We start from the raw sequence: 25,272 nt of genomic DNA, 5'->3' as shown, positions 1-25,272 counted from the left end.
ATTAAATAGAGATTAAATATGATAGTAGGTTTTAACTTGTTTAATATTTTATATTTAATTTTTTATTATTCCTGAAATAAGTATTAAAAGGTTTCATTATGTCGGTTGATTATGAAAAACATATTTTTTATGCTGGACAAAATTTACAAAAAGCAATTAGTGAAAAGATTTTAAGTAATTATCGTCAAGAAGGTGAAACGTACTTTAATGATAGGGATGCCATGGGGCTATTAAAAAAATATTTTAATCCTAATAAAACAACATCTAGAGATAACATTCAAGAAAAAGATAATGATAATGCCGATGAAATTATAAATGAACTAGTCTTTTATGAAATTAGCAATATGGTCTTAGAAAAAAAATCTGAAGTAAATAAAAAACAAAATAGCGATATATTGGATATTATATTAGATACTATAATTAATGTTAATAAATTATCAAATGTTGGTTTTGGAATAAATAAACAATATGAAATTTTTATATCCCATTCACATAGAGATATTGTAGATATTGATAAGCTAATTATGGATAAATTTGAAGGACGAGTATGTTTTATAGATTCTAAAACTTGGGAATGCATTTATGAGCTTGAAGAGATCATAATATCGAATTTTAAAAAAAGATTGGATGCAATTGAGTATAGTAATCCAGTATTATATGAAAAAATAGAAAAAAATATTTCTATTCAGTCAGGAAAATATCCTTTTGAATATGATAAATTTTGTCAGTTTAGAAGATCGGTTGAAACGGCTTTTGACGTCATATTGGCTACTTCTTTGGGGAATGTTATGAAAAATTGTAAATACTTTGTATTTATCCCTACAGATAATTCGTGCTATAAAAATGTAAATAAAACTTTATCTTCTTGGATTTATTACGAAAATCAAATTGCAAAATATTTTTTTACAAAGAAAGAATATATTAAACAATATGAAGAAAATGAGGATTTAAATAATGTTTTTCAAACTATGGCCAAAGATAACAACTATCCTTTTTTTGAATTTGATTTAAGATATGATAAGCTGGATAAAATAATTGGCGTTAATGATTTAATGGACTATTTTAATTAAAAAAAGGATAAGAATAATGATAGTTGATGAGAATACTAGAGAGTATCTAAAAATGTTACAGGCGATAATAACAAGACTAAATACAAATTCATTTCAAATAAAAACTATTGCTACTACTATAATAACAAGCTTTATGGTTTTTATGTACGAAAAAAATCAAGACAAAATTGTAAATTTTACAATTTGTGTAATTGTTTTTATGTTTTGGGTTTTGGATACTTATTTTCTTAGATCAGAAAAAGCTTATAGAAAAAAATATAATGAAACTGTTTATGCGAATAACCATGATAATGGTAAGAAATGTAAAATATATGACCTGGATATAACAGAAAAATTAAAGGAAAAAGATATTCTTTTTTGTAAAGTTATGGTTTCAAAAACCATATGGCCAGTATATGTTTGCTTGATGATAATAACATGGACACCTTTGATTATTAAGACAATTTTAAAGGGTTAGTAAAAATTACTTCAGTAGGTTATTCTAAGATTTTCTAAAATTCTTTTTTACAAAAAAGATAATTGGCTATGTAAAATTACTAATAATATTATGTTGCTTTTGATGTCTGATTAAATTTAATCTTACGGCAAAACTACGCCAAATTTCATAGCCACACCATATATCATCGCGCTAATAATGCCAGCGAAAAATCCAGCGACCATATCATCACCCATAACGCCAAGTCCGCCCTTTACGTTGCGGTCGATCCTGCCAATGATCGATGGTTTTTTGATATCAAGCACTCTAAAAAGTACTAGCGAGAGAACTAGCTGTGAGATAGTCGCTCCGCTAATGGCGATAGCAAGCCAAACGCCAGCAACTTCGTCGATCACGATAAAGCTCTCGTCGTGTGAATTTACCTTTTTTTCAAAATCATCAATGACGCTTATGCTCACCAAAAATAGCAAAATGCTAGCTAGCAAAAGCGTGGTAGATGAGAAAAAATATAACACAAAATAAGCTGCCACAGCTCCAGCCACCGAGCCCCAAGTGCCAGGCGCCTTTGGTAAAAGTCCAAATCCAAAAAATGTCAAAAATAGCTTTTGCATAAATTTCCTTAAGTGAGTGATGATGTCTGGTAGAGCTTCATGAGCTCCTCGTAAAAGTCGCGGTCGGTCTTGTTTTCAAGCAGTCCAGAATTTACAAAGAGATCGTCGCAGAGCTTTTGTATATCTTTGAAACGATTTACATAGAGCTTGCTTAAGATGAGCGCTGAAATTTCAGGTCTCACGAGTATAGCTGGTGGCATGATGCCGTTAAATAGCAGTTCTTTGATCACGTCTGGGTGGTATTTGATCTGGTGGTGCTGTCCGTGCGGGCAGCTTTTGGTGCTAACTAGCGTCTTACACTTGTTGCAATAAACGAGCTCAGGCAGGACGATCACGTCTAAATTTAGATCGTTTTTGTAGATGTCAAGGATCGTGTGTGCCTCGTTGTGGTCAAAAAACATGCCAATGCCTGAGTGATTTTGTCCGATGACTAGCTTATTTGCGCCAAGTCTTGAAGCTGCGATGCACTCAAGCGTTGGGTTGGCGTGCGAGCTAAAAAGGGTTGTGTTTTTTAGTGCGAAAACAAAGACCTTTTTTGTCGGAAGATAGTTTTGGTTGAAATAATCAAGCACTTGCTTTCTGATCTCATAGTTGATGTGCCTCTCTTCGCGCGTTCTGATGAGAAAAACTACCACAAGATCGGCCTTGTCGATAGTCATCCTAACTAGGCGTTCATGAGCGCGGTTAAATGGATCAGCCGTCAAAAAAACAGCCGTTATCTTTTTAGCGCCACTCTCTTTTATCAGCTCATTTAGCGCATCTTTGCTTATTTGCAAGCTCTCATCATATAGCTCAAACTCGCCGCTTATGCCGTATTTGCCCAAATTTAGCAACATTTCGCTGTTTGATTCATTTGCTAAAAATATATTTTTAGCTCGCATACTCTCGTCAAATTTAAAGACCTTTGCCACGTCGATGTGCCCAACGATCTTGCCGTCCATATTTAAATTTACTCTTTGGCCAGCATGCAGCTTGCTAGCGATATTTTGATTGACCTCGCCAAATGGAGCAAAGCCAAAAGAGTAGGGCATAGGCTCGCCGTTAAAGTAGCCCTTTTTTGCCACCTCTTTGATCTGCTCGTCGTCCATCAGGGCGCTAAAATTTGAGAGAATTTTGTTTTTGATAAGTTCTAAGGCGCCATAAACTTCGGTGTTTATAGAGATTTCACTATTTTTTCTTGCTGACGTCATATTTCTTTCTCTTTTCCCAAAGTGATTTTCTAGAAATTCCAAGCTTTTTGCTTAGCTCGGTGTCGGGGAATTTATCTTGATAATTAACGATGATATATTTTATATATTCATCGATCGTGACGATCTCGCCGATGTCAAAGTTTTTATCTCGGACGGAGAGTTCAAGCTCCTCAAATGGCGCACTTTGCGCAAAATCGCTAGTTTGTATAGCCACTTTTTTCTTTTTGCAAAGCTCTAAAATTTTCTCTTTTTCATCATCTTTTAGCTCTTCAAGATTTGTGATGTATATTAGCTCGTCTCCACTTTGAGCAAGTGCCTTTTCAAGCTCGCTAAAACAGGCTTTGCCTAAAAACAAAAATGGCGTTTTGTTTGCCTTTACATAGTTAAAGATAAATTTATCGCTGTAGCCATTTTTGCTTGATTTTAAAAGAAGTGGAAATTTGATCTTTTTGGCTTCAAAACAAGGTACCTCGTAGTCTTTTAGGGCGAAATTTATATAGTTTTCGTAGTTTTTGATCTCGTTTTTAAATCCTCTAAACTCTTCAAAATGCCTTATCTTTCTAACAAGCTCTTCTATCATAAATGGCTTTTGTATGTAATCCACTGCGCCCGCTTGTATCGGCTTTATCACGGTGTCGCTGTTGATGTAGGCGATGAGTAAGATGATGATAGAGCTTTTAAATTTCTCTATGACAGGGTAGAAGTCCTGCCCAGGGAGTGTGGTAGAAAGTAACACTACGTCAAAATTTTCAAATTTCAAAGCCTCTTTGACGCTCTTTGCGATCTCGCAGTCGTAGCCAAAGTCAGCTAGTTTGCTAGCCATCGAGCCAGCTAGGTAAATTTCGTTTTCTACTATTAAAATTTTCATATTTGTGTCCAGTTGTAAAATTTAAGGCTAGCACTTGCCATGACGGCGATCCCCTCGCATCTGCCCACAAAGCCAAGCCCCTCAGTCGTCGTCGCCTTTACATTTATGCGGCTTTGGCTTAAATTTAGAGCCTGCGCGATGTTTGCCTCCATTTTTGATTTTAGCTTTGAAAGTTTTGGCTTTTGCGCCATTATCGTGATATCAGCGTTTGTTAGCACAAAGCCCACGCTTTGCACTCTTTTATAAGCTTCTTGTAACAAATAAATGGAGCTAATATCTTTAAATTTAGCGTCCGTATCAGGAAAGAGCTCGCCTATGTCGCCAAGCCCAGCAGCTCCCAAGATGGCGTCTGTTAGTGCATGAAGTGCCACGTCACCGTCGCTGTGAGCCTTTAGCCCAAACTCATAGTCGATCTTTTCGCCACAAAGCACAAGCGGTCTGCCCTTTTCAAACTCATGCACGTCAAAGCCGTTACCAACAAAAAGCTCATTTTCTGGTGCTTTTAGGGCTGAAATTTTGGCAAGATCCTCTTTAAAAGTGATCTTTCTAGCCATCTCGTCGCCCAAAATTTGCCAAACACTTGCGCCAATGGCTCTCATGGCCGAGCTATCATCTGTGTAAATTTCACCGCTAATAAGAGCCTTTTTAAGAAGTGCTGTGCGCGAGAGCTGCGGCGTTTGGATAAGTTTTACTTTTTCTCTATCGATTGCGTTTTCGCCAAGATAGGCAGTGTCTGCGATCTTTAGCGCAGGGACCACGCAGTCAGCCTGAGCGGCCGCCTCGATGATCTTGTGAAAAAGCTCGCTTGATATGCAAGGGCGCGCGATGTCGCTAACTAGGACAAATTCGCTATTTACTAGCTCAAGAGCGTTTTTTAGGCTATCTTGCCTTGTCTCGCCGCCACCAACAAATTTAAAATTTGGAGCAAATTTAGACATATATTTACACTCTTTACTAACGACGATGATCTCTTTAAATGTGTAAAAGTTACTCAAATTTTTAGTGGCAAATAGCCAAAGTGGGTCGCTGCCTATACGAAGCCATTGCTTCTTTACTGGTAGCTCAAAACGGCTGGAATTTCCGGCTCCAAGCATTATAAGTGAGATATCAAGCAAGGTAGCTCCTTTGAAGATTGTTACGGAATTATACATTCTAAAACTTGAAAAAATCTTTTTAAAAAAGAGTAGAAATTTAGATTTATTTAGTTAGTTCAAATATAAAAAGGACTAAAATTAGCTTTTTTATAAATTTAAAAAGGTTACTTATGAGAGATAAGACGCAGATGTACTATGCTAGGCGAGGTGAGCTCACAAGGGAGATGAGCTGTGTGGCAAAGATCGAGGGAGTGAGCGAAAATTTGCTTATGGATGAGGTGGCAAACGGCAGGATCATCATCCCAGCAAATGTAAATCACATAAATTTAAAACCAATGGGCATAGGCAGAAAGCTAAAGACAAAGGTCAATGCAAATATCGGCAACTCAAGCCTAAGCAGTGACATTTGCGCGGAGCTTAGAAAGCTTGAAATTTGCTTAGAATTTGGCGCTGATACGGTTATGGATCTAAGCACGGATGGCAATTTGGATGCCATTAGAAGCGCTATCATAGAGCATTCAAGCGTGCCAGTTGGAACTGTGCCTATGTATGAAATTTTAAAAGAGGCAAAAGAGGTTACAAATATCACAAATGAGCTAATTTTAAGCGTGCTAGAGAAGCAAGCAAAGCAAGGAGTTAGTTACTTTACGATACACGCTGGCTTTTTGCGTGAGTTTTTACCACTTGTTAAAAAGCGTAAAATGGGCATAGTAAGCCGTGGCGGCAGTTTGAGCGCTAGCTACATGTCAAAGTTAAATAGGCAAAATCCTTTCTATGAAATTTTTGATCAAATTTTAGAAATTTGCGCTAGATATGACGTCTCGCTCTCGCTTGGCGATGGACTTCGCCCAGGATGTCTTTATGACGCGACAGACGAGGCGCAGCTTAGCGAGCTAAAGGTGCTTGGAGAGCTAACACTTCGTGCGTGGCAGAAAGATGTGCAAGTGATGATAGAGGGGCCTGGTCATGTGCCATTAAATCAAATTGAGTATAATATGAAAATCGAACAAGAGCTCTGCCATGATGCCCCATTTTACGTGCTTGGGCCGCTTGTTAGCGATATCGGCGCGGGGTATGATCATATCACATCAGCGATAGGTGGTACGATGGCGGCATATCACGGCGCTAGCATGCTTTGCTACGTGACGCAAAAAGAGCACCTAGGACTACCAAATGAAAATGACGTAAGAGATGGCATCGTAGCTCACAAGATAGCAGCCCATGCCGCAGACGTCGCACTTGGCAAAGCTGGAGCTATCGAAAAAGACCATGCGATGAGTGATGCGAGATATGCATTTGACTGGAACAAGCAGTTTGAGCTAAGCTTTGATCCAAAAAAGGCTAGAGATCTTCACGATGAGAGCTTGCCAGAAGATGCGTTTAAGAGCGCTCATTTTTGTTCGATGTGCGGACCAAAATTTTGTGCATATAAAATTTCAAAAGATCTAGAAAAAGGAGAAAAATGTTAAATAAAGAAGAGGTCTTAAATAGACTAAAAGGTGTCATATATCCGGGATTTGAGAAGGATATAGTTAGCTTTGGCTTTGTAAAAAATGTAGAAATCGGCGAGAAAATTACAATCGAAGTCGAGATCGTTAGCTCAAATCCTGATGTGGCAAACGAGCTAAAAACGGACATCAAACGTGTCATGGGCTCAAATGAATACGTGCTAAATTTGATTCAGCCAAAGATACCTGAGGAGAAAAGTAACACTCAAAGTGGCAAAAATATCGCACCTCAAGTTAAAAATTTCGTAATGGTAAGCTCTGGCAAAGGTGGCGTTGGCAAATCAACCACAACGCTAAATTTAGCCATCTCAATGGCAAAACTAGGCAAAAAAGTGGGTGTTTTGGACGCTGACATCTACGGACCAAATATCCCAAGAATGCTTGGCGAGGTAAATACTCAGCCACAAGTCGTTGGCAACAAGCTAAAGCCGATACTTAGTCACGGCGTGGAGATGATGAGTATGGGCGTTTTGATGGAAGAGGGCATGAGCCTTATCTGGCGTGGCTCGATGATAATGAAAGCTATCGAGCAGCTACTAAGAGATGTGCTTTGGAGCGAGCTTGATGTCTTGTTCCTCGATATGCCTCCAGGAACGGGCGACGCGCAGCTAACTCTAGCTCAAAGCGTGCCAGTAACGGCAGGTGTCTGCGTCACAACGCCTCAAGTAGTAGCACTTGATGATAGCAAACGTGCGCTTGATATGTTTGAGAAGCTTCACATCCCAATCGCTGGCGTCATCGAAAATATGAGTGGCTTTATCTGCCCTGATAACGGCAAAGAGTACGATATCTTTGGCAAAGGCACGACTGAAGAGGTGGCAAAGGCTTACAACACTCAAATTTTAGCCGAAATTCCTATCGAGCCAGCGGTTAGAGTGGGCGGCGATAGTGGCAAGCCAGTGAGCTTTTACGAGCCAAACTCAGTCACTGCAAAACGCTATGAGAGCGCAGCTGCAAGACTTTGGGAGATGATAGAAAATATAAATAACGGCGGCGGGGCTGATAACTCGGCGATCCAGCCAGTAAATGACGGCAAGAGTGCTTGCTCGAAGTAAATTTGCAAAAGATAAAATTTAGAGCAAATTTTAATTAAATTTGGCTACCAAAATTTGGCTTTGCTTGATGTAGGGCTTAAATTTTGGAGCCAAAATGCACTTTATATAATAAATTTAAAATTTAACAGGAGAAAAGATGAAAGCGATCGTAACCGTAGTCGGAAAAGATAGAGTTGGCATCGTTGCTGGCGTCTCAGCAAAGCTTAGCGAGCTAGGGCTAAATATAGATGATATAAGCCAGACTATTTTAAGCGACTTTTTCACGATGATGGCGGTGGTTTCAAGCGATGAAAATAAGGACTTTACAGCCTTAAGAGCGGAGCTAGATAAGCTTGGAGAGAGCCTAAAAGTAAAGATAAATATCCAAAGCTCAGCCATCTTTGATGCGATGCACAAAATTTAAGGACAAAAGATGGATATCAAAAATGTAACCGAAACGATCTCGATGATCGAGGAGCAAAATTTTGACATCAGAACGATCACGATGGGTATTAGTTTGCTTGATTGCATCGACCCTGACATCAATAAAGCCTGCGACAAAATTTACGCAAAAATCACCACTAAAGCCAAAGACCTAGTTAGAGTGGGCAACGAAATTTCTGCCGAGCTAGGCATACCAATCGTCAATAAAAGAGTGAGCGTGACGCCTATCTCGATAATCGGCGCCGCAACCAACGCGAGTGACTACGTGATGATTGCAAAGACGCTTGATAGGGCGGCTATTGAAGTTGGTATTGATTTTATAGGTGGTTTTTCGGCTCTAGTGCAAAAGGGCTATCAAAAGGGCGATGAAATTTTGATAAATTCTATCCCGCAAGCACTCGCTCAAACTGCAAAAGTGTGCTCAAGCGTCAATGTCGGCTCAACAAAAAGTGGCATAAACATGAGCGCAGTGCGTGACATGGGACGCATCATAAAAGAGACGGCAGCAGCTTCAGAGATGGGCTGTGCGAAGCTTGTTGTCTTTGCAAACGCAGTCGAGGATAATCCTTTCATGGCAGGTGCATTTCACGGCGTGGGCGAGGCTGACGTGGTGATAAATGTCGGCGTTTCAGGCCCAGGCGTCGTAAAAAGAGCGCTTGAAAAGGTGCGTGGCGAGAGCTTTGACGTGGTGGCTGAGACTGTGAAAAAGACGGCGTTTAAGATCACTCGTATCGGTCAGTTAGTCGGTCAAATGGCGAGTGAGCGCCTTGGGGTGAAATTTGGTATAGTCGATCTCTCCCTTGCTCCGACACCTGCTGTGGGCGACTCGGTGGCTCGTGTGCTTGAGGAGATGGGACTTGAGGCTGTTGGCACACACGGCACGACTGCTGCACTTGCTCTCTTAAATGACGCGGTTAAAAAAGGTGGCGTCATGGCATGCAATCAAGTGGGCGGCTTAAGCGGTGCGTTTATCCCAGTCTCAGAGGACGAGGGCATGATAGCTGCGGTGCGCGCAGGATCATTAAATTTAGAAAAGCTTGAGGCGATGACTGCGATATGCTCAGTTGGGCTTGATATGATCGCCATACCTGCGGACACGCCAAGCGAGAGTATAGCTGCGATGATCGCTGATGAGGCGGCTATCGGCGTGATAAATCAAAAAACAACGGCCGTTCGTATCATACCTCTTGGACGTGAGGGCGATATGATCGAGTTTGGCGGTCTTTTAGGAAGAGCGCCTGTGATGAAGATAAATAAGGCCTCAAGTGCCGACTTCATCGCTCGTGGCGGACAAATCCCAGCACCTATTCATAGTTTTAAAAACTAATCTTCAAAGTCCGCTTTAAATTTGCGGACTTTTTCTTAAATTTATCTAATCTTTTCAACTGCTTTTAGTTAAAATAACAAAAATTTTAAACTAAGGAGCTAAAATGAAAATTTTATCACTGCTTACGGCGCTACTTTTTGGAGCGGTATGCGGCTTCGCAAACGACGGTAAAGTAAGAACTATCGACATCTATGTCACGCCTTACTACTCAGCAAATGCTGGCAAGGTGGAGTATGTCAAGGTCTATGACAAGATAGATGAGCTTTTAAAAAGTGGCAAAGAAGAGGACTTTAAAAAGGCTGAAAAGATCGTGCAAGACGCCCCACAAATGGTCTCTCCGATAACTCTTTTTGTTCTCTCAGCTCGCGCTTATGATCTTGGACTTCGCGATGATGCTGTATTTTGGTTTTATGCGGCAAAAAATCGCGCGATCTTGCTAAGAGACGTTATAGACATGGAGGGCGAGAAATTTACTGACGTGGTGGCCGCGATAGGGGCGTTTATGAAGCTTGTTGGCGACGTGGTCAATCCTTATGCATTTTGCGATATCAAAAAGCAACAAGAGATCGCTGATAAAGCGCTTGAATGGACTAAGAAAAATGCCTATGAAGCGATGTTTTCGCCAGAATTTAGCTCACCTCACGAAGATAGAAAAGCAGCCCTTGCAAAAGGCATAGAAAAGCTAGAAGCGCGCAATAAAAAAGAGAAAGATTACTTTTTAGACAAAGACAATCTTGCTAACTTTAAAGCTATGCGCAAGCAAAATGGCACTGATGAGAAATTTTGCTTTTAAGTAGCGAGAAAAACTGAAAATTTGCTTGTAAATTTAGCTTTTGCTTTATGTTAAAAGGGCAAATTTACAAGCTATCTCTATTTTAGCTCACGACAAATTTGCTTAAATTTGGCTCTTTTTCATAAGAGTAGCAAAATCACAAAAATGAGAATAAAAAATGACTTTGAAATTTGGCGAACTTGAGAAAGTTGCAACAGATGATGGCTTTATCTGGTATGCGGAGACTGGGCTAAAAAGTGAAATTTTTGGGCAGGTAGCGTTTTGCCTTGTTAGCACAGATAGGGCAGATGTGGATGATGAGATTACTTTTCTAGCAGAGCGTATCGCCAGCGATATCGATCGGTACGTAAAAGAGGCGCTTGTCTTTTTAAAAGATGAGCTTAGGCGAGGGCGCTTTTTGAACAAGGATGAGCTTAGCTTGCTTGACGTGCCAGTTTGCAAACTGCCATTTAGCTCGCCGCAATGCACCTTTTATGCGCGTGATAAGCAGTGGCTGATGAGATTTGCTGAGGGTGAGCTTGATATCTGCGAGCCTTACGGTATAGGGGTGTTCTTTGAGGGTGAAAGGCCGCTTTGTTTAGAAAATTTAGAGCTTAGCAGTGAGTGCTAAACGCTTAAGTTTTTAAATTTACGCATTAAAAGCTATTTAAGATTTTCAAGCCTTGCAAAAATGATGAAATTTTGTTTTTAGGTATTGGCTGCGATCAAGAGGCACTAGAGTTTTTAAATTATTAAATTTTGCTGTCTTAGGTTTTACGCCCAAAACAGCAAATTTATAAGCTATGCGTTGCAGCAGTCGCTTGGGTCTTTTTCTTTTGTGATCCTAGCTCTTAGGTCGTGGCGGATGATCTCTATCGACCAAAACTAGACCATGTGACCCACAAACTCAGAGACATACTCATACCAAGGAAGTGTCCAAAGTGGCGGAGTGAGGCCAAGAGGCGGCAGTGAGATGCCATGAACTGCGATAGTTGCTAATATGCCAGCCATCACGCCTTGCCACATCGTGATCTTTGGAAATTTCTCAGCCACGACGCAGTAGCCAACGGCAAAGACGACTGAGAAGATGATGTGCGTTAGCATCACGTAGTTAAAGGCATGCCCTGCAAACTCGTATATAGCGGCGTTTGGATCGGCGATACCTACATAATCTCTCAAAAACACATAAGGGGGATTTAGAAAATTTCTCGAGCAGTCGATCGCATCAGCCGCTCTGAGGGCGCTTTCTGGCCACAAGCTGCGTTAAACATATCCATGGGGCTTCTTGGTGGAAGCGGCCCTTCTGCGCCCCACTTGACAAAAGCTGAAACTACGCCAGCGACGAGGCCGATCAACGCAGCTAAGGCAAATTTTGGTTTGGTAGCTAAATTTGACATTTTGTCTCCTTGTAAAATTTGAGGCATTTTATTTCTATTTTCTTTATGATAAGGTTAATCATTATTATAATTTATAAATTTACCAAAACCAAAATGCTTTAAAATCATAAAATTTTTAGCCATTTTTGGCTAGACTAAGAAAAAATTTAAAGGAGAATAGATGTCTAAAGAGTTTAAAGACGCAAACGAATTTAAGGAATTTTTTGAAGAATTTAGAAAAAAAGATGGCTACAAAGATCCAGTTGCTTTTGGCATCGCAAGAGTCGATCGCGGACAAAAAAATAGCGACAAAATTTTGCAAGCAAGTTACGCCGTTGTAAATTATAAAGAGAGCTTTTTAAGCGCAGCTGCTTTTATCTACGCCTTGCAAAAGTGCGATGTTGAGGTTGATTTTGGTGCATCCGAGTTTGTCGCTGATCTCACGCCAAAGGTAGCAAAAAAGGCTAGCAAGCTCTTTAGCGTCTTTGAAAAAGATATAAAATCACACAAAAACGTGGAGAATTTACACGCTGTGAAGATGGCATTTGATGACGATCTTGAGTTAAACGAGAATAAATTTAAGCTTGTATTTTTATTTGATGACGCAAAGCCACTTAGCGTAGAAGCCGTCTATCTCAAGCTCTACTTGATCTCGCTTGGCAAGGTCGCACCTAGGACGATCGTGCTTGATGGAGCCTTTGGAGTGCTACCAAATGTCGCTTGGACTAGCCAAAATATCCCGATCGAGCTTGAGTGGCTAAGAGAAAATGAAATTTCTCTAAAGATGTTTGGCGAGTATCCAGCGATCGTGAGCGTGGATAAATTCCCAAGATTTTTAAGTCACATCATCCCAGCTGATAACACGAGAATTTTAGACGCTGCTAAAGTCCGCATGGGCGCAGCTGTGCATCCTGGCACAGTCGTCATGCCGGGCGCTGCTTACATCAACTTTAACGCAGGCACGACTGGCGGCGTGATGGTTGAGGGCAGGGTCAGCAGCTCTGTCGTCGTGGGCGAGGGCAGCGACGTTGGCGGCGGAGCTAGCATACTTGGCGTGCTAAGCGGCACGAACGGCAACCCTGTAAGCATAGGCAAACACTGCTTGCTTGGCGCAAACTCAGTTACTGGCGTGCCACTTGGTGATAACTGCATCGTGGATGCTGGTATAGCGGTGCTTGAGGGCACAAAGGTCTATATCTCGGCAAGCGAGCGCGAAAAGCTAGCTAAGCTAAATCCTAGCTTTAAATTTGAAGCTGAAATTTACAAAGCGCTTGAGCTTGGCGGGCTAAACGGACTTCATTTTAGACAAAATAGCCAAACAGGTCAGATCACTGCAAGTGCGAGCAAAAGGGCGATCAAGCTAAATGAGGCACTTCATTAAAAGGAGCTAGCATGAAAGTTGGCATTTTGATGTTTGACAAGATAAATTTGTTAAGCTTTGCCAAAATTTATGATTTTTTGCATAAATTTGAAGGTTTTAACATCAAAACCTACGCCCTAAAGCCTGAGATAGTCGATGAATTTGGCGTCAGGCTTCATCCTGAAATTTACGCTGAGAGCCTTTACGGCGTGGATATCTTGGTCGTGCCAGATGGCGTTGGAGCGCTTGGGCTAAGATATGATGAGATATTTTTAAGCTGGATAAAAAGCTCAGCGAGTGCGAAATTTAAGATCGGCTTTGACCTTGGCGTGCTCATCCTTGGCGGGGCTGGATTTTTAGAAGACAGAGAGGCCTGCATAAGGGGCGGATACAAAAACGCGCTGAGTGGCTACTGCGAGGTAAATGACGCTAAGATGTGCGAGAGCAGGGGTGTGATAAGCGTTAGCGAATTTGATGATGAGATCAAAGAGCAACTCGCAAAAATCCTAAGTAAAGATAAAATTTAAGGGCTTTGGCTCTTAAATTTGATAGAAATTTTATCTTTTTAATGAGCTTATAGCTTGTTTTATGGCGCTATTTACCGCTTCTAAATGCCACTTTATCCACGCTGTGAAGTCAAAGTTTAAATTATTTTCAAGCTTTGTTGTCTGCTCTAAAATTTCATAATAATCTTTTTTATTTGCATAAATAACGCTGGAGATAGAAAACGGCTCAATGCTCTTGCCAGCCAAGCAGTAGTGCGCCAAAGCCCTTGCCATGCGTCCGTTGCCGCCCTCATAAGGATGGATGATCGCAAACCAAAGGTGAGCCAAAACACTTTTTATATAGGTGTTTTCAGGGCTTTTATTGATAAAATTTAAAAAATTTCTCACCCTCTACGCGCTCTGCTGGCAAGGCTTTGTAGTGGATTTACACATTTTTTGAAGGACCTGAGACGACGCTCATCTCATCATCTCTAAATTTAGCTCTTTTTATCTTGTAAATTTTGCTATGGCTATGTTCAAACAAGGCATTGTGCCAGCCATGTAGTCGCTCGAAGTTCATATAAGCTTTGTTTAAATTTGTTTCAAGCATTAGCGAGACTAGATTATCGCTGTATATAGTCGCATGAGTGTCGGCTAGCCAGTCAAAATTTTCATCCAGTCTCTTTTTTACCGATGAGCGAATGCTTAATCTTTTTAGCCTCTCGCCCTCTATGAGAGATGAGCTTATTATCTCATCTTCAAGCGCACTAATTTGCGCCTTTAAAAGATCGTTTCTACTGATCTTGCTTGTTGTCTCTTTTAAAATTTCGCGTTCTTGCTCTAGTTCATTAGTAAGGGCGTCTATCTCTCTTTTATCGAAAGAGAAATTTGGATAGTTAGGATGTTGCCATATCTGCAGGTTTTGCATTATTTGCCTAAAAGTAAGAGTAGCATTCCTATGTTTTGTGATTTTTACTCAATGCACTGAATTTATTTATAGCAGTAAAATTTGGTATATGTATAGTTTTTGATTTGCTATTTTGTAAAAATAATTTTTGTTAGAAAAGAGAGCTGGGGGAAAGTTAAGGCCAGATAAGATTATCTACCTAGCCTATAATCTCTTCTGGCATCCTTATAACCACGTCTATAACCACGATCAAAACCATCATCATAGTCGTCATCATTATAGTAGCCTCCGCGGTAATCACGCTGGAATCTATCATATCCATTTTGATAGTATGGACGGTAGTTAGGAGGATATGGGGCATAGTTTGGATCAACAGGATAGTAGCCATTTGCACGACAACTATCCTCGTCAAATTTTTCTATTCCGTTGCGAAATTTATAGCTTTCTATTTTTTTATCAAAGCTATCAATACTTCTTATGTCGCCATAAATTTTAGCCATTTCTCTTTGATTTATAAGACCACAAAGCCTAGCTTCAACTTTTTTTTCGTAACTCATAGAAAACAAAAAAGTTAATAAACAAAATAAAATGGCTATAAATTTCATATTAATCTCCTACTTTTAGGCTTCCACCTTTGCCAAGACCACCTTTTACGGTCTGTGCTTTGTAATCTTTTAGGGCGATAACCAATTGATTCATTGAATCAAGAAAAGCATTTACAAGTGTTTTTCCCTCAGGTGTTCTTGAATATGCACCAAGTCCAGCACCAAGAGAAGCGCCAGCACCGCCACCCATGCCAAAGAAATCAGTGCTAGAAGCTGAGCCAATGGCTGCTGCTAATTGAACACCTGAGCGATTCTCTATAAGAACCAATGTAGTTTGTGTCTCTTTTGTTGAAAAACCACCAGCTATAGCACCTGCTACACTACCAAAAAGTGCTCCAACAAGAGCGCCTGCACCGCCCGTATCTTCGTTACTAAAGAAAATTTCAGGGCGAATAGTATAATCAGCTGCTACCATTTTACCTTTGCCAAAGCCAGAACCGCTACGTAGTTCGCCCGATCTATCAAGTGCACGCTCTTGCATCATATTATCCATCATAGCGCCACGCTCAACTATAACAAAACAACCAGTTTGTTGTGCAAGAAGGCGCAAAACAGGAATAGTTGATGTGAGCTTGTAGTTGCGTGTTAAATATGAATACCAGTCAGAATTCTGGTCTTCATAAAACGCAAGTGTTCCAAGAGTGCTACTACACTTTTCTATTTTTGTGTTAGCATTTTTGTTGTTGCTACCAGCAGCACTGCCAGTTACACCATTGTTGTTGCCAGTTGCGCAACCGCTTAAAAGTAAAACTCCAAGACCTACGCTTAGTAAAGATGAGCTTAACTTCATTTTTATCCTTAATATTTAAGTTGGTTTTAGAATTATATATGAGTAAATATTATAAAAATATTAATATAAAATTTATGTTTAATAACATAATGCAAAATTATTTTTATGAAAATTTAAGCGGCCAGCAAGATGCCAGCCACATAAATTATTCGACAGTTACGCTTTTTGCGAGGTTTCTTGGCATATCGACGTTGTTGCCAAGTCTAACGGAAATTTCAAGTGCAAGTAGCTGAAGCACTAGCATCATCTCGAAAAATTCGCTCATATAGTGATCTTGAACGCTTGTTTTTACGTAGTCATCGCTTAGTTCAAACTCAAGTGGGCTGATCGCTAGGATATATGCATCTCTTGCAGCAAGCTCTTCGACGTTACTTTTTGTCTTTTCATATAGTAAGTTTTGAGGCATTAAAGCGATCGTAAATAGCTTCTCGTCTGCAAGCGCGATAGGGCCGTGCTTCATCTCGCCTGATGGATAACCCTCGGCGTGAAGATATGAAATTTCTTTAAGTTTTAACGCACCTTCAAGTGCTAGCGGATAGAAGATATCTCTACCGATAAAGAAGAAGCCATGACCGTGCAAATAGTGCTTGCTTAGGCGATGAAGCTTCTCTTGTAAAGAGTTATCTATATTTAAAATTTGAGGGATGTGAAGAAGCGTTTTGATCTCGTGATCAAGCTCTTTTTTGCTGATAGATCCCTTTGCTGATGCCATTTGAAGTACAAGCATCCAAAGTACGATGATTTGCGTAGCAAAGGCCTTTGTGCTTGCCACACCTTTTTCGATGCCAGCGCGAGTTAGAAGCGTATTATCAGCTAGTCTAACGATAGATGAGTTATCGACGTTGCAAATCGCAAGCGTCTTTAGCCCAGCCTCTTTTGCTATCCTAAGCGCCTCAAGAGTGTCAGCTGTCTCGCCACTTTGCGAGATGACGATGAAGAGCGAGTTTTTGTTTAGATAAGGCTTTCTATATCTAAATTCGCTTGCTACTTCGACCTTTGTTCTAACTTTGGCAAGCCTTTCAAAAAGATAGCTTGCAACAAGTGCTGCATGGTAGCTCGTACCGCACGCACAAAGCACGACATCATCGATGCCTTTTAGGTATTCATCATCTAAATTTTCAAGGGTGACTTTGTGGTTTTTAACTCTGCCCATGATGGTTTCAGATACGACTGCACCTTGCTCGTAAATTTCTTTCTCCATAAAAAATGTATAACCCTCTTTTTGGGCATAGCTCTTATCTTTTGGCAGTGCGTTAAATGTTATGCTAGCCTTTTTGCCATGTTTGAAAACAGCTATCTCATCTAAGCTCACGTAGCCGTAGTTGTTATCATCAAGATATGCTACTTCTGTTGCGTTGCCGATAAGTGGGGCATCTGATGAGGCAAAATATAGCTCTTTTTTGTCGCTTTTGCCTATCGCCATAGGAGCAGCATCTTTTGCGAAAAATATCTTATCAGGTGCAGTTTTTGTGATAAGTAGCGTCGCATAAGCGCCTCTAAGCTTTGCGATAGTCGCCTCATAAGCTTTAAATGGATCTTTTTTCTCTTTTAAAATTTCTTCAAAAAGGTGCACGATCACTTCGGTGTCGGTTTGGCTGACAAATTTCACGCCCTTTGCCTCAAGCTCATCTTTAAGCTCTTTGTAGTTTTCGATGATGCCGTTATGAACGACAAATGAGTGCTCGCCAAGGTGTGGGTGAGCGTTTATCTCAGTTGGTTTGCCGTGAGTTGCCCAGCGTGTGTGACCTATCGCCACGCCAAAGCCCTCTGATGTAAAGTCCTTTGTCTTTAGGGCTAAATTTTCAAGCTTGCCGACCGCTTTGAAAAAGTCGATCTTGCCATCACTCATCACAGCCATGCCAGCGCTGTCGTATCCGCGATACTCAAGCTCTTTTAGACCGCTTAAAATGACCTCTTTTTTCTCTTTATCTCCGATGTATCCTACGATTCCACACATGTTTTACTCGCTTATTAATAAATTTAATATCTCTTCGCCTTTACTCTCAAGTCGCTCGTTTTTCTCGATCAAAAAGAGATTTCTCGTTCTATTTTTAACCGTCTGAATTCTAGCACTCGTGACTTGAAAATGAAGCCTGTCAAAAACACTCATCACATAAGCCATTAGCCCACGCTGATCTTTTGCGTTGATGCTAAGTTTGGCGTAATCTTTTGAGTGATTTAGCTCGAAGTTTATCTCATCTTTGTTAATATTTGGTTTCAAAGGCTCTCTTAAAACCTCGCTATTTAGGGATTTTAGGGCTAAAATTTTAGTATTTTCAAGCTCATGATTTTTTACATTTTGGTTAAAGTCAAGCCTGATATAAAATTTCTTCTCAAAAAGCTCAAATATCTCCATATACGCAAGGTCAAATTTGGCAAATTCATAGAGCAGGGCGCTTAAATTTAGGCTTTTGTTTGTATAAATTTGAATGCTTAAATTTTTAGTATTGTTTATGAAAATTTCGGTTTCGTTTAAGCTATCAGCCACTTTGCTTAAATTTATGATCTCGCTCGCGCTATATTTTGTAAAGACCAAATTTGATGTGATCTTAAAAATTTTATCTTGCAGCTTTGGCTCAAGCGCCAAAAACTCGCTATTTCGTTTTATAGACTGCTCTTTTTTTACCCGCCTTGTCGCTTCATCAAGTAAATTTTCATCGCTAAATGCACTAAGAGAAATTTCATAAAGCTCTCTTAAAAGCTTTGCTGTGTAGGCGTTGTAAAGCCTCTCATTTGTGGCGTTTATCACGCAGTAGCTAAGGATGTAAAGTAGCTTTAAAACCTGCTTGTCGCCAAGCTTTGAGATAAAGGCGAAGATGACGCGCTGTGAGTAGATGTCCTCTCTGTTTGAGACGTTGCTCATTAGGGTGTGATATTTTATCAAGACGACGCCGATGTTGATAGCTTTTTGGCTTAAATTTAGCTTGTTAGCATAGGCTCTAAAGATGTTTGCACCGATGTTTGCGTGATCTTTGCCGCCAAGTCCTTTGCCAACATCATGCATAAGCGTCACGATCTTAAGCATCGTTTTGCCCTCTAAGCAAAGCTCAGCATAGAGATTTTTTATAAATTTATCTTTTATATTTTCAAGAAATTTGACGCTTAAGATGCTATGCTCATCAACCGTAAATTCGTGATAGCCGTCATATTCTGCTAGCTGGGAGATGTGCTCCATCGGTTTTATCAAAATTTGTATCATCTGCGCATCGAGTAAGGATTTTAATATGGCGTAGGAATTTTCTCTTAAAAATATCTTCTTAAACTCGCTGATAGCGCGCTCTAAGCCATCTTTTGTGATGATGGCTCGCTTGATATAAAAGATCGCGCTTATATCAAATTTATAATCCACATCTTTTAACTCTAAAAGCTCATTTATGAGATCCTCGATGAGTGCTGGCTTTTTGTGAAGCGGCACGTAGATGACGCCATTTATCTCATAAAAGCCATTTTTCAGCCTAGCAAATTTTCTCTGCTCGAAGCTTAGCTCGCTTTTGAAAAATGGCCTGCAAAGCGAAGCTGCGATAAATCTTGAATAAATGGCTACGTTATTCATCGAGCTTAGCATCTTTTGGCTGATGACGCTTTCGTTGTCTTGAAGCTTTTTGGACTTTGTCTGCATGAAATTTGTCGTGATCTCGACACTTGAAGCGCTGAAAGTATCGGTGTTTTGAGTTAAATTTAAAGCACTTAGCAAGCTTAGTAAAAAATCCACATTTAGGTTAAAGCTAGCGATCTCTTTTTCATTCATCACTTTTAGGGCTTGTGATCTAACCGAAACGTCGCTATCAAGGCAGTTTAGTATGCAGTTTAAGTGGTAAATTTCATCGATCCCACCAAAACCACTTTTTAAATTTGGCTCTTGTGCTAAGTAGCTTATGCTAGAAAATGGTAAAAATGCTTTTAAATGGTAGTTTAAAAAGGCTTTTTTATCAAATTCTTTTATCTTTACGATCTCGCTTTTTACTAAACGGTAGAGGCTTTTTGAGCCGCAGATGTAGCGAAGTTGCGAGGTTTCGCTTTTAAATTTAAGGTCATCTTTGAAATTTATAAAAATTTCATCCACTTCGGCAATTTTTATCACAAATTTCATGCCAGAGCTATCTAAAATTTCAGAAAATTCTTTTAAGAAATTTTTTATATTGTAGCCCTTTAAATTTTTATAAACTAGCAAAATTTCAAGCTCGCTATTTGCGCTAAGTAGCGTTTGAGCGTATTTGCCAGTGGCTAGAACGCTAAAAGCAAAGCTGTCATTTTGTGGCACAAACTCATCAAAAAATTCTCGCATAGTTTCATTTAAATAAGATTTTATAAAATCATCATACTCTTTGGCTAAGAAATTTGTGAAATTTCTACCTTGGTTTTTTTGAAAATGTTTTGGCAAATTTGCCTTAAAATCAAGAAATTTCTCTTTGATCTTTGAATAATTATCGCTATTTTTGGCACTTTTATCAGCTAGCATTTAGTGTTTCCATTGTTAAAAATATCTTGGCAAATGTTACATAATTTTTGCAAAAACAAAGCTTTATTTGCTTATAATAAAGCCTTAAGTTCAGCTTTAGGACGATATAAATAATGAATCTATTACAAAAACTAGAAAGTGGCGAGAGATTAAGTAAGCAAGAGGCTTTTTCGCTTTATGAGCTTGATCTTTTTACCTTGGCTAAATTTGCCGACAAAAAGCGCAGAAAACTGCACGGCAACAAGGTCTTTTTTAACGTAAATCGCCATATCAATCCAACAAATATTTGTGCTGACATCTGTAAATTTTGCGCATTTTCAGCCCACAGAAAAAATCCAAATCCATACCTAATGAGCCACAAAGAAATTTTAAAGATTGTTGATGAGAGCGTGAGCCACGGCGTAAAAGAGATACACATCGTCTCCGCCCACAACGCAACTAGTGGTTGGCAGTGGTATTTAGAAATTTTTAAAAAGATAAAGGCAGCTCATCCAGAGCTTCACGTAAAGGCTATGACGGCAGCTGAGATTGATTTTTTATCAAGGTATTACGGCTTGAGCTACGATGAGGTGATAGAAAAGATGCTTGAATACGGCGTCGATAGCATGCCAGGGGGTGGGGCTGAAATTTTTGATGAAGAGGTCAGGGCTAAAATTTGCAAAGGCAAGGTTAGTAGTGAGAACTGGCTCAAAATTCACAAAATGTGGCACGATAAAGGCAAGCAAAGCAATGCAACAATGCTTTTTGGACACATAGAAAGCCGTGAAAATAGGATCGATCACATGCTAAGGATCAGAGACTTGCAGGATGAAACTGGCGGATTTAACGCGTTTATCCCGCTTGTCTATCAAAGAGAAAATAACTACTTAAAAGATGTGAAATTTCTAGGATCAGCTGAAATTTTAAAGACTATGGCGATATCTCGCTTAGTGCTTGATAACGTCCCACACATAAAGGCGTACTGGGCTACTTCGACGCTAAATTTAGCGATGATCGCTCAGGAATTTGGCGCTGATGATCTTGATGGCACGATAGAAAAAGAGAGCATACAAAGTGCAGCCGGCGCAAACAGCGCAAATGGCGTCACATTAAAGACATTTTGTGATCTTATAAAAACATCTGGTTTTACGCCGGTTGAGCGTGATAGCTTATATAACGAACTTAAAATTTACTAAAGGAGCTTGGGGTGAAATTTTTTGACTTAGCACAAAACAAAACGAGTGTGAAGCAGGAATTCGGAGCGGGACTTACGACATTTTTGGCGATGATGTATATCGTGCCGGTAAATGCGATCATTATGAGCAAAACTGGCATGCCTTATGAGGCACTAATTACGGCAACTGCGCTAATTACCATATTTTCTACTGTATTAAATGGTCTTTGGGCGAACACACCAGTTGCGATGAGCGTTGGCATGGGGCTTAACGCTTATTTTACATTTGGCCTTTGCATCGGTATGAAAGTGCCTTGGCAAACTGCTCTTGGCGTTGTTTTTCTAAGTGGCGTGATATTTGTCGTCTTGTCTTTTACAAATTTTAGAATGTGGATAATAAGATCCATCCCACTTGATCTAAGAAGAGCGATAAGCGCTGGCATAGGCACATTTATCAGCTTTGTCGCGTTTCAGCAAATGGGCTTTATAGTAAATAACGATGCGGTTTTGGTTGGCATAGGAAATTTCAGAGATCCAAACGTGCTTCTTGGCGTTTTGGGACTATTTTTGGTTATTTGCTTTTGGACATGGAAGATAAAGGGTGCGTTTATCCTAGCTGTACTTGTCACTTCAGTGATCGCTTGGGTGCTTGGCATCGCTCCTCATCCAACAGAAATTTTCTCAACTCCAGCCTCTATCTCACCGATATTTTTAGAGCTTGACATAAAAGGTGCCTTTAGCCTAGCTTTACTCCCAGTTGTTATCACATTTTTTGTGACCGATCTTTTTGACTCGATAGGCACGCTAGCTGGAGTTGGCACAAGGGCTGGGATATTTGACGAAAATAAAAAAGATGGCGTCGTAAAACTTGAAAAAACTCTTGAAGCTGACGCGGTTGCTACGGCGGCTGGCTCGCTTGTAGGCGTAAGTACGACCACATCGTTTGTAGAGAGTGCTAGCGGCGTAGAAGAGGGCGGCAGGACTGGTCTAACGGCTGTATTTTGCGGACTTTTATTTATACTTACACTATTTATGTTGCCACTTTTTAAAGCTATCCCTGGCAATGCCATCTATCCGATCCTTGTAATGGTCGGCGTGCTTATGTTTGCCGAGCTTGCTAGTATAAATTTTAAAGATCCAGCCATCGGCGTTGCGACATTTTTCATAGTTGTGCTCATCCCGCTTACCTACTCGATCACAAACGGCCTTGCATTTGGCTTTATGTCATACGTCATAGTTAAGCTCATAAAGAGAGAATTTAGCGATATAAATTTAGGTGTAGTCGTGCTAGCGCTCATTAGTTTTATCGTATTTTTAGTGCATTGATAAGGATTAAAGATGATATTTTATAGCTACGATGAATTTGCCATTGATGCCAAAAAGATGGCAAAACAGATAAAAGATGAGTTTGATCCAGAGGTGATACTAGCTGTTGCAAGAGGTGGTCTAACGCTTGGCCACTCGCTAGCTGTCGCGCTTGAAAATAGAAATTTATTTACATTAAATTCTATCCACTACGAGGATACAAACAAGCTTGATACGATACAAATTTTTAACGTGCCAGATCTTAGCAAATACACTAAAATTTTGCTTGTTGATGATATCATCGATAGCGGCGAGAGCATGGTCGAGATAAAAAGAGAGCTGCTTAAACGCTATCCAAATTTAGATATAAAGATAGCGACTGTATTTTATAAAGAGAAGGCTCTGCTTTTGCCTGAATTTAAGGTAAAAGAGGCTCATGACTGGGTTGAGTTTTTCTGGGATATACATATTTAAGGGTGCGATTTGTTAGAAAGAGTTAGAGAATTTGCTAGCAGGCACATCGCTTTTAGCGTATTTTTGATATGTTTGATTGATTTTGTTTTTCTACTTTATGCGGCAAATTCTCTTAGTATAAGCTACAACGAGGCTGAAATTTTCTTTCAAAAGCACAGCCTTCTAAGCTACATCTTAAAACTAAGCACCCATTTTTTTGGTCAAAATGACCTTGCTGTACGAGGCGTAATGATCTTTTTTCATATCGCAAGCGTGGTTTTGATGTATAAGGTTAGTAAATTTTACATCAAACTTGAGTTTGACAGGATCATAGCGGTTCTACTTTTTGTGTTACTTCCTGGCACACTAGCTTCAGCCCTTATCATAAATAACGCTGGAATTTGCATCACTCTGGCGCTTTTGTGTATATATCTTTTTCATATTAAAAAGAAAATTTTATTTGGCATCTTTTTCTGCCTAGCCTTTTTTATAGATGGCGATTTTTTGATATTTTATGCAGGATTTTTTATATTTGCACTTTACAAAAGAAAGCCGCCACTTGCTTGGCTAAGCGCCATTTTATTTTTGCTGACACTTTACTTTTTTGGCTTTGAAACAAATGGCAGACCAAGCGGGCATTTTATCGATACCTTTGGCATATTTGCCGCTGTATTTTCGCCATTTGTCTTTATCTTTTTTGTATATACGATTTATAGAATTTGGGTTAAGGAGAAGAAGGATCTTTTGTGGTTTATCGCTATTTGCTCATTTTGCTTTTGTATGATAGTCTCTGTGCGCCAAAGGCTGGAGCTTGAGCAGTTTTTGCCATTTTGTGTGATCGCAACGCCACTTATGGTAAGAGTTTTTTTCAACTCATATCGCGTGAGACTGCCAAAATTTAGAAAAGGTCATAAAATTTGCACTAGCTTAGTGATGCTCTTTTTGATATTTAACTGGTCAGCGATCATCTTTAATCAAATTTTTTACCTCTTTTTAAATGATCCTACAAAACATCTCACTTATAAATTTGATGTGGCAAAAGAGTTGGCAGACAAACTAAAAGAGGCTGGAGTGCAAGATATAGCGACTGAAGATACAAGACTTGCGCTAAGGCTTAAATTTTATGGGATAAAAACAAAAAGCTACTCTAAAAATTTATTATCAAGTGCCGATTTAGATGAGAAGTCAAAATTTAGTATAGAAAAAATGGGAAAAGTAGTTGCAAATTTCAATATCAAGGAACGATAAGCTATGAAAAAAAGAGCTTTTACGATGATAGAGCTTATTTTTGTTATTGTTGTTGTTGGAATTTTAGCTGCCATTATGATCCCAAAACTAAATAGAAATGCCTCAAGAGAAGCGGCAAATCAGATCCTAACTCATATAAGATACACTCAACACCTCGCTATGCAGGATGATAAATACGTTCAATCGGTTGATGAAAAGCTATGGTTTAAAATGAGATGGGGAATAACGTTTAATGAAACTAGTTTAAAGGAATGTTCTATAGATGAGCTAGGAGTTAAGACCTGGAAATATAGTGTTTTTTTTGATAAAAGAGGCAAAAAATTTTTAGTGGAAATATAAATTCAGAAAAAGAAGTTGCTAGTGATATTTATAAAAACGGTAAGTTGCTTAGTGGCGGATGGAGTGGAATAACATCGGAGTCTACCTGTAGGAGATTAAATAAAGAATCAAATTTAGGAAAGAGATTCAATATAACATTAATTGAATTTAAAAATGGTTGTGATAGGATGCAAACAATAAATTTTGACGAAATGGGTCGTTTGATGAAAGTTGTAAGTATTACAAAAAATAACGGCGCAAAACGACCTTATGATAGACTTCTTAAAAAAGACTGTGAAATAAATATATTTGATAAATATGGTAATAAAACAACTATAGTTATAGAAAAGGAAAGTGGTTTTGCCTATATTAAATGAAAAAGGAAATAGTTTTGTAAAAACTAAAAATATTCATTTTTTCAGAAAATATTGTTTTGTTTAATTTTACTTTAAGCATCCC

General features: G+C 39.4%; 27 protein-coding genes. 16 read left to right on the top strand and 11 right to left on the bottom strand.

Annotated features, from left to right (window positions below; all coding sequences use genetic code 11):
• The first annotated feature begins 98 nt into the window (after nucleotides 1-98).
• Together CYO90_RS07860 and CYO90_RS07855 are read left to right on the top strand one after the other, a co-directional pair.
• Nucleotides 99-1,070: a hypothetical protein gene (locus CYO90_RS07860; RefSeq protein ID WP_103579099.1), complete on the top strand. Its 972-nt coding sequence runs from the start codon at nucleotides 99-101 to the stop codon at nucleotides 1,068-1,070.
• Nucleotides 1,071-1,086: 16 nt separating this feature from the next.
• Entirely contained in the window at nucleotides 1,087-1,527 is a 441-nt protein-coding gene (locus CYO90_RS07855; RefSeq protein ID WP_103579098.1) for a hypothetical protein, read from the top strand.
• A 122-nt stretch (nucleotides 1,528-1,649) separates the two neighbouring features.
• Here CYO90_RS07855 and CYO90_RS07850 read toward each other — a convergent pair whose 3' ends face one another.
• The 4 genes from CYO90_RS07850 to CYO90_RS07835 are packed head-to-tail and all read right to left on the bottom strand — an operon-like array spanning nucleotide 1,650 to nucleotide 5,290.
• Nucleotides 1,650-2,117, bottom strand: a complete 468-nt coding sequence (locus tag CYO90_RS07850; protein ID WP_103567837.1) for a phosphatidylglycerophosphatase A family protein — start codon at nucleotides 2,115-2,117, stop codon at nucleotides 1,650-1,652.
• 8 nt (nucleotides 2,118-2,125) lie between these two features.
• Nucleotides 2,126-3,307, bottom strand: a complete 1,182-nt coding sequence (locus CYO90_RS07845) for a sulfate adenylyltransferase (protein ID WP_103579097.1) — start codon at nucleotides 3,305-3,307, stop codon at nucleotides 2,126-2,128.
• The gene (locus tag CYO90_RS07840; protein WP_103579096.1) at nucleotides 3,285-4,175 is read right to left on the bottom strand and encodes a response regulator; all 891 of its coding nucleotides are present in this window, start codon (nucleotides 4,173-4,175) and stop codon (nucleotides 3,285-3,287) included. The genes CYO90_RS07845 and CYO90_RS07840 overlap by 23 nt, the downstream gene beginning before the upstream one ends.
• Nucleotides 4,172-5,290 carry a bifunctional 2-C-methyl-D-erythritol 4-phosphate cytidylyltransferase/2-C-methyl-D-erythritol 2,4-cyclodiphosphate synthase gene (locus CYO90_RS07835; RefSeq protein ID WP_103579095.1) on the bottom strand — a complete coding sequence of 373 codons (1,119 nt, stop codon included), beginning with the start codon at nucleotides 5,288-5,290 and terminating at the stop codon, nucleotides 4,172-4,174. The genes CYO90_RS07840 and CYO90_RS07835 overlap by 4 nt, the downstream gene beginning before the upstream one ends.
• A gap of 149 nt (nucleotides 5,291-5,439) precedes the next feature.
• On the opposite strand from CYO90_RS07835, the gene thiC reads away from it, so the two are divergent.
• From thiC to CYO90_RS07805, 6 genes are all read left to right on the top strand, one after another.
• Nucleotides 5,440-6,738 (top strand): phosphomethylpyrimidine synthase ThiC, encoded by a 1,299-nt coding sequence (gene thiC / locus CYO90_RS07830; RefSeq protein ID WP_103579094.1) that lies wholly within the window; start codon nucleotides 5,440-5,442, stop codon nucleotides 6,736-6,738.
• Entirely contained in the window at nucleotides 6,732-7,832 is a 1,101-nt protein-coding gene (locus CYO90_RS07825) for an Mrp/NBP35 family ATP-binding protein (protein ID WP_103579093.1), read from the top strand. The genes thiC and CYO90_RS07825 overlap by 7 nt, the downstream gene beginning before the upstream one ends.
• Before the next feature lie 136 nt (nucleotides 7,833-7,968).
• Entirely contained in the window at nucleotides 7,969-8,235 is a 267-nt protein-coding gene (locus tag CYO90_RS07820; RefSeq protein ID WP_002939508.1) for an ACT domain-containing protein, read from the top strand.
• Between the two features lie 9 nt (nucleotides 8,236-8,244).
• Nucleotides 8,245-9,582: a PFL family protein gene (locus CYO90_RS07815; protein ID WP_103579092.1), complete on the top strand. Its 1,338-nt coding sequence runs from the start codon at nucleotides 8,245-8,247 to the stop codon at nucleotides 9,580-9,582.
• Nucleotides 9,583-9,685: 103 nt separating this feature from the next.
• Nucleotides 9,686-10,375, top strand: coding sequence for a cytochrome-c oxidase (locus tag CYO90_RS07810; protein WP_103579091.1), 690 nt, complete (start codon nucleotides 9,686-9,688; stop codon nucleotides 10,373-10,375).
• A 157-nt stretch (nucleotides 10,376-10,532) separates the two neighbouring features.
• On the top strand, nucleotides 10,533-10,985 hold the full coding sequence (locus tag CYO90_RS07805; RefSeq protein ID WP_103579090.1) for a hypothetical protein: 453 nt from the start codon (nucleotides 10,533-10,535) through the stop codon (nucleotides 10,983-10,985).
• Nucleotides 10,986-11,239: 254 nt separating this feature from the next.
• Here CYO90_RS07805 and CYO90_RS10570 read toward each other — a convergent pair whose 3' ends face one another.
• Nucleotides 11,240-11,611, bottom strand: a complete 372-nt coding sequence (locus tag CYO90_RS10570) for a DUF1440 domain-containing protein (protein WP_258030697.1) — start codon at nucleotides 11,609-11,611, stop codon at nucleotides 11,240-11,242.
• Between the two features lie 300 nt (nucleotides 11,612-11,911).
• Here CYO90_RS10570 and CYO90_RS07795 point away from each other — a divergent pair, with 300 nt between their 5' ends.
• Nucleotides 11,912-13,111, top strand: a complete 1,200-nt coding sequence (locus tag CYO90_RS07795; protein ID WP_103579089.1) for a tetrahydrodipicolinate N-succinyltransferase N-terminal domain-containing protein — start codon at nucleotides 11,912-11,914, stop codon at nucleotides 13,109-13,111.
• An 11-nt stretch (nucleotides 13,112-13,122) separates the two neighbouring features.
• Nucleotides 13,123-13,617: a hypothetical protein gene (locus CYO90_RS07790; RefSeq protein ID WP_002939504.1), complete on the top strand. Its 495-nt coding sequence runs from the start codon at nucleotides 13,123-13,125 to the stop codon at nucleotides 13,615-13,617.
• 30 nt (nucleotides 13,618-13,647) lie between these two features.
• On the opposite strand, the gene CYO90_RS07785 is transcribed toward CYO90_RS07790, so the two are convergent.
• The 6 genes from CYO90_RS07785 to CYO90_RS07760 all read right to left on the bottom strand — a co-directional run bounded on the left by CYO90_RS07785 (nucleotide 13,648) and on the right by CYO90_RS07760 (nucleotide 20,336).
• Entirely contained in the window at nucleotides 13,648-13,983 is a 336-nt protein-coding gene (locus CYO90_RS07785) for a Fic family protein (RefSeq protein WP_103579088.1), read from the bottom strand.
• Nucleotides 13,984-14,020: 37 nt separating this feature from the next.
• Entirely contained in the window at nucleotides 14,021-14,503 is a 483-nt protein-coding gene (locus CYO90_RS07780) for a DUF4172 domain-containing protein (protein ID WP_103579087.1), read from the bottom strand.
• A 170-nt stretch (nucleotides 14,504-14,673) separates the two neighbouring features.
• Complete coding sequence (locus CYO90_RS07775) at nucleotides 14,674-15,087, bottom strand: gamma-glutamyl phosphate reductase (protein ID WP_103579086.1); 414 nt, start codon at nucleotides 15,085-15,087, stop codon at nucleotides 14,674-14,676.
• 1 nt (nucleotide 15,088) lies between these two features.
• Nucleotides 15,089-15,877: a peptidoglycan-binding protein gene (locus CYO90_RS07770; RefSeq protein WP_103579085.1), complete on the bottom strand. Its 789-nt coding sequence runs from the start codon at nucleotides 15,875-15,877 to the stop codon at nucleotides 15,089-15,091.
• 145 nt (nucleotides 15,878-16,022) lie between these two features.
• The gene (gene glmS, locus CYO90_RS07765) at nucleotides 16,023-17,834 is read right to left on the bottom strand and encodes a glutamine--fructose-6-phosphate transaminase (isomerizing) (RefSeq protein WP_009294444.1); all 1,812 of its coding nucleotides are present in this window, start codon (nucleotides 17,832-17,834) and stop codon (nucleotides 16,023-16,025) included.
• A 3-nt stretch (nucleotides 17,835-17,837) separates the two neighbouring features.
• Nucleotides 17,838-20,336 carry an HD domain-containing protein gene (locus CYO90_RS07760; protein WP_103579084.1) on the bottom strand — a complete coding sequence of 833 codons (2,499 nt, stop codon included), beginning with the start codon at nucleotides 20,334-20,336 and terminating at the stop codon, nucleotides 17,838-17,840.
• Between the two features lie 110 nt (nucleotides 20,337-20,446).
• Here CYO90_RS07760 and mqnE point away from each other — a divergent pair, with 110 nt between their 5' ends.
• The 6 genes from mqnE to CYO90_RS10560 are packed head-to-tail and all read left to right on the top strand — an operon-like array spanning nucleotide 20,447 to nucleotide 25,190.
• Nucleotides 20,447-21,511, top strand: a complete 1,065-nt coding sequence (mqnE, locus tag CYO90_RS07755) for an aminofutalosine synthase MqnE (protein ID WP_103579083.1) — start codon at nucleotides 20,447-20,449, stop codon at nucleotides 21,509-21,511.
• Between the two features lie 11 nt (nucleotides 21,512-21,522).
• The gene (locus CYO90_RS07750; RefSeq protein WP_103579082.1) at nucleotides 21,523-22,815 is read left to right on the top strand and encodes an NCS2 family permease; all 1,293 of its coding nucleotides are present in this window, start codon (nucleotides 21,523-21,525) and stop codon (nucleotides 22,813-22,815) included.
• A 12-nt stretch (nucleotides 22,816-22,827) separates the two neighbouring features.
• Nucleotides 22,828-23,268 (top strand): phosphoribosyltransferase, encoded by a 441-nt coding sequence (locus CYO90_RS07745; RefSeq protein ID WP_021084219.1) that lies wholly within the window; start codon nucleotides 22,828-22,830, stop codon nucleotides 23,266-23,268.
• A 9-nt stretch (nucleotides 23,269-23,277) separates the two neighbouring features.
• On the top strand, nucleotides 23,278-24,495 hold the full coding sequence (locus CYO90_RS07740) for an ArnT family glycosyltransferase (protein ID WP_103579081.1): 1,218 nt from the start codon (nucleotides 23,278-23,280) through the stop codon (nucleotides 24,493-24,495).
• A 3-nt stretch (nucleotides 24,496-24,498) separates the two neighbouring features.
• Nucleotides 24,499-24,834: a pilus assembly FimT family protein gene (locus tag CYO90_RS10565; RefSeq protein ID WP_258030695.1), complete on the top strand. Its 336-nt coding sequence runs from the start codon at nucleotides 24,499-24,501 to the stop codon at nucleotides 24,832-24,834.
• A 44-nt stretch (nucleotides 24,835-24,878) separates the two neighbouring features.
• Nucleotides 24,879-25,190 (top strand): hypothetical protein, encoded by a 312-nt coding sequence (locus tag CYO90_RS10560; protein WP_258030693.1) that lies wholly within the window; start codon nucleotides 24,879-24,881, stop codon nucleotides 25,188-25,190.
• Nucleotides 25,191-25,272 lie beyond the last annotated feature (82 nt).

It is taken from the genome of Campylobacter concisus, from assembly GCF_002913745.1.
Classification (GTDB): Bacteria; Campylobacterota; Campylobacteria; order Campylobacterales; family Campylobacteraceae; genus Campylobacter_A; species Campylobacter_A concisus_R.
This window is presented reverse-complemented; position numbering and strand designations above follow the sequence as displayed.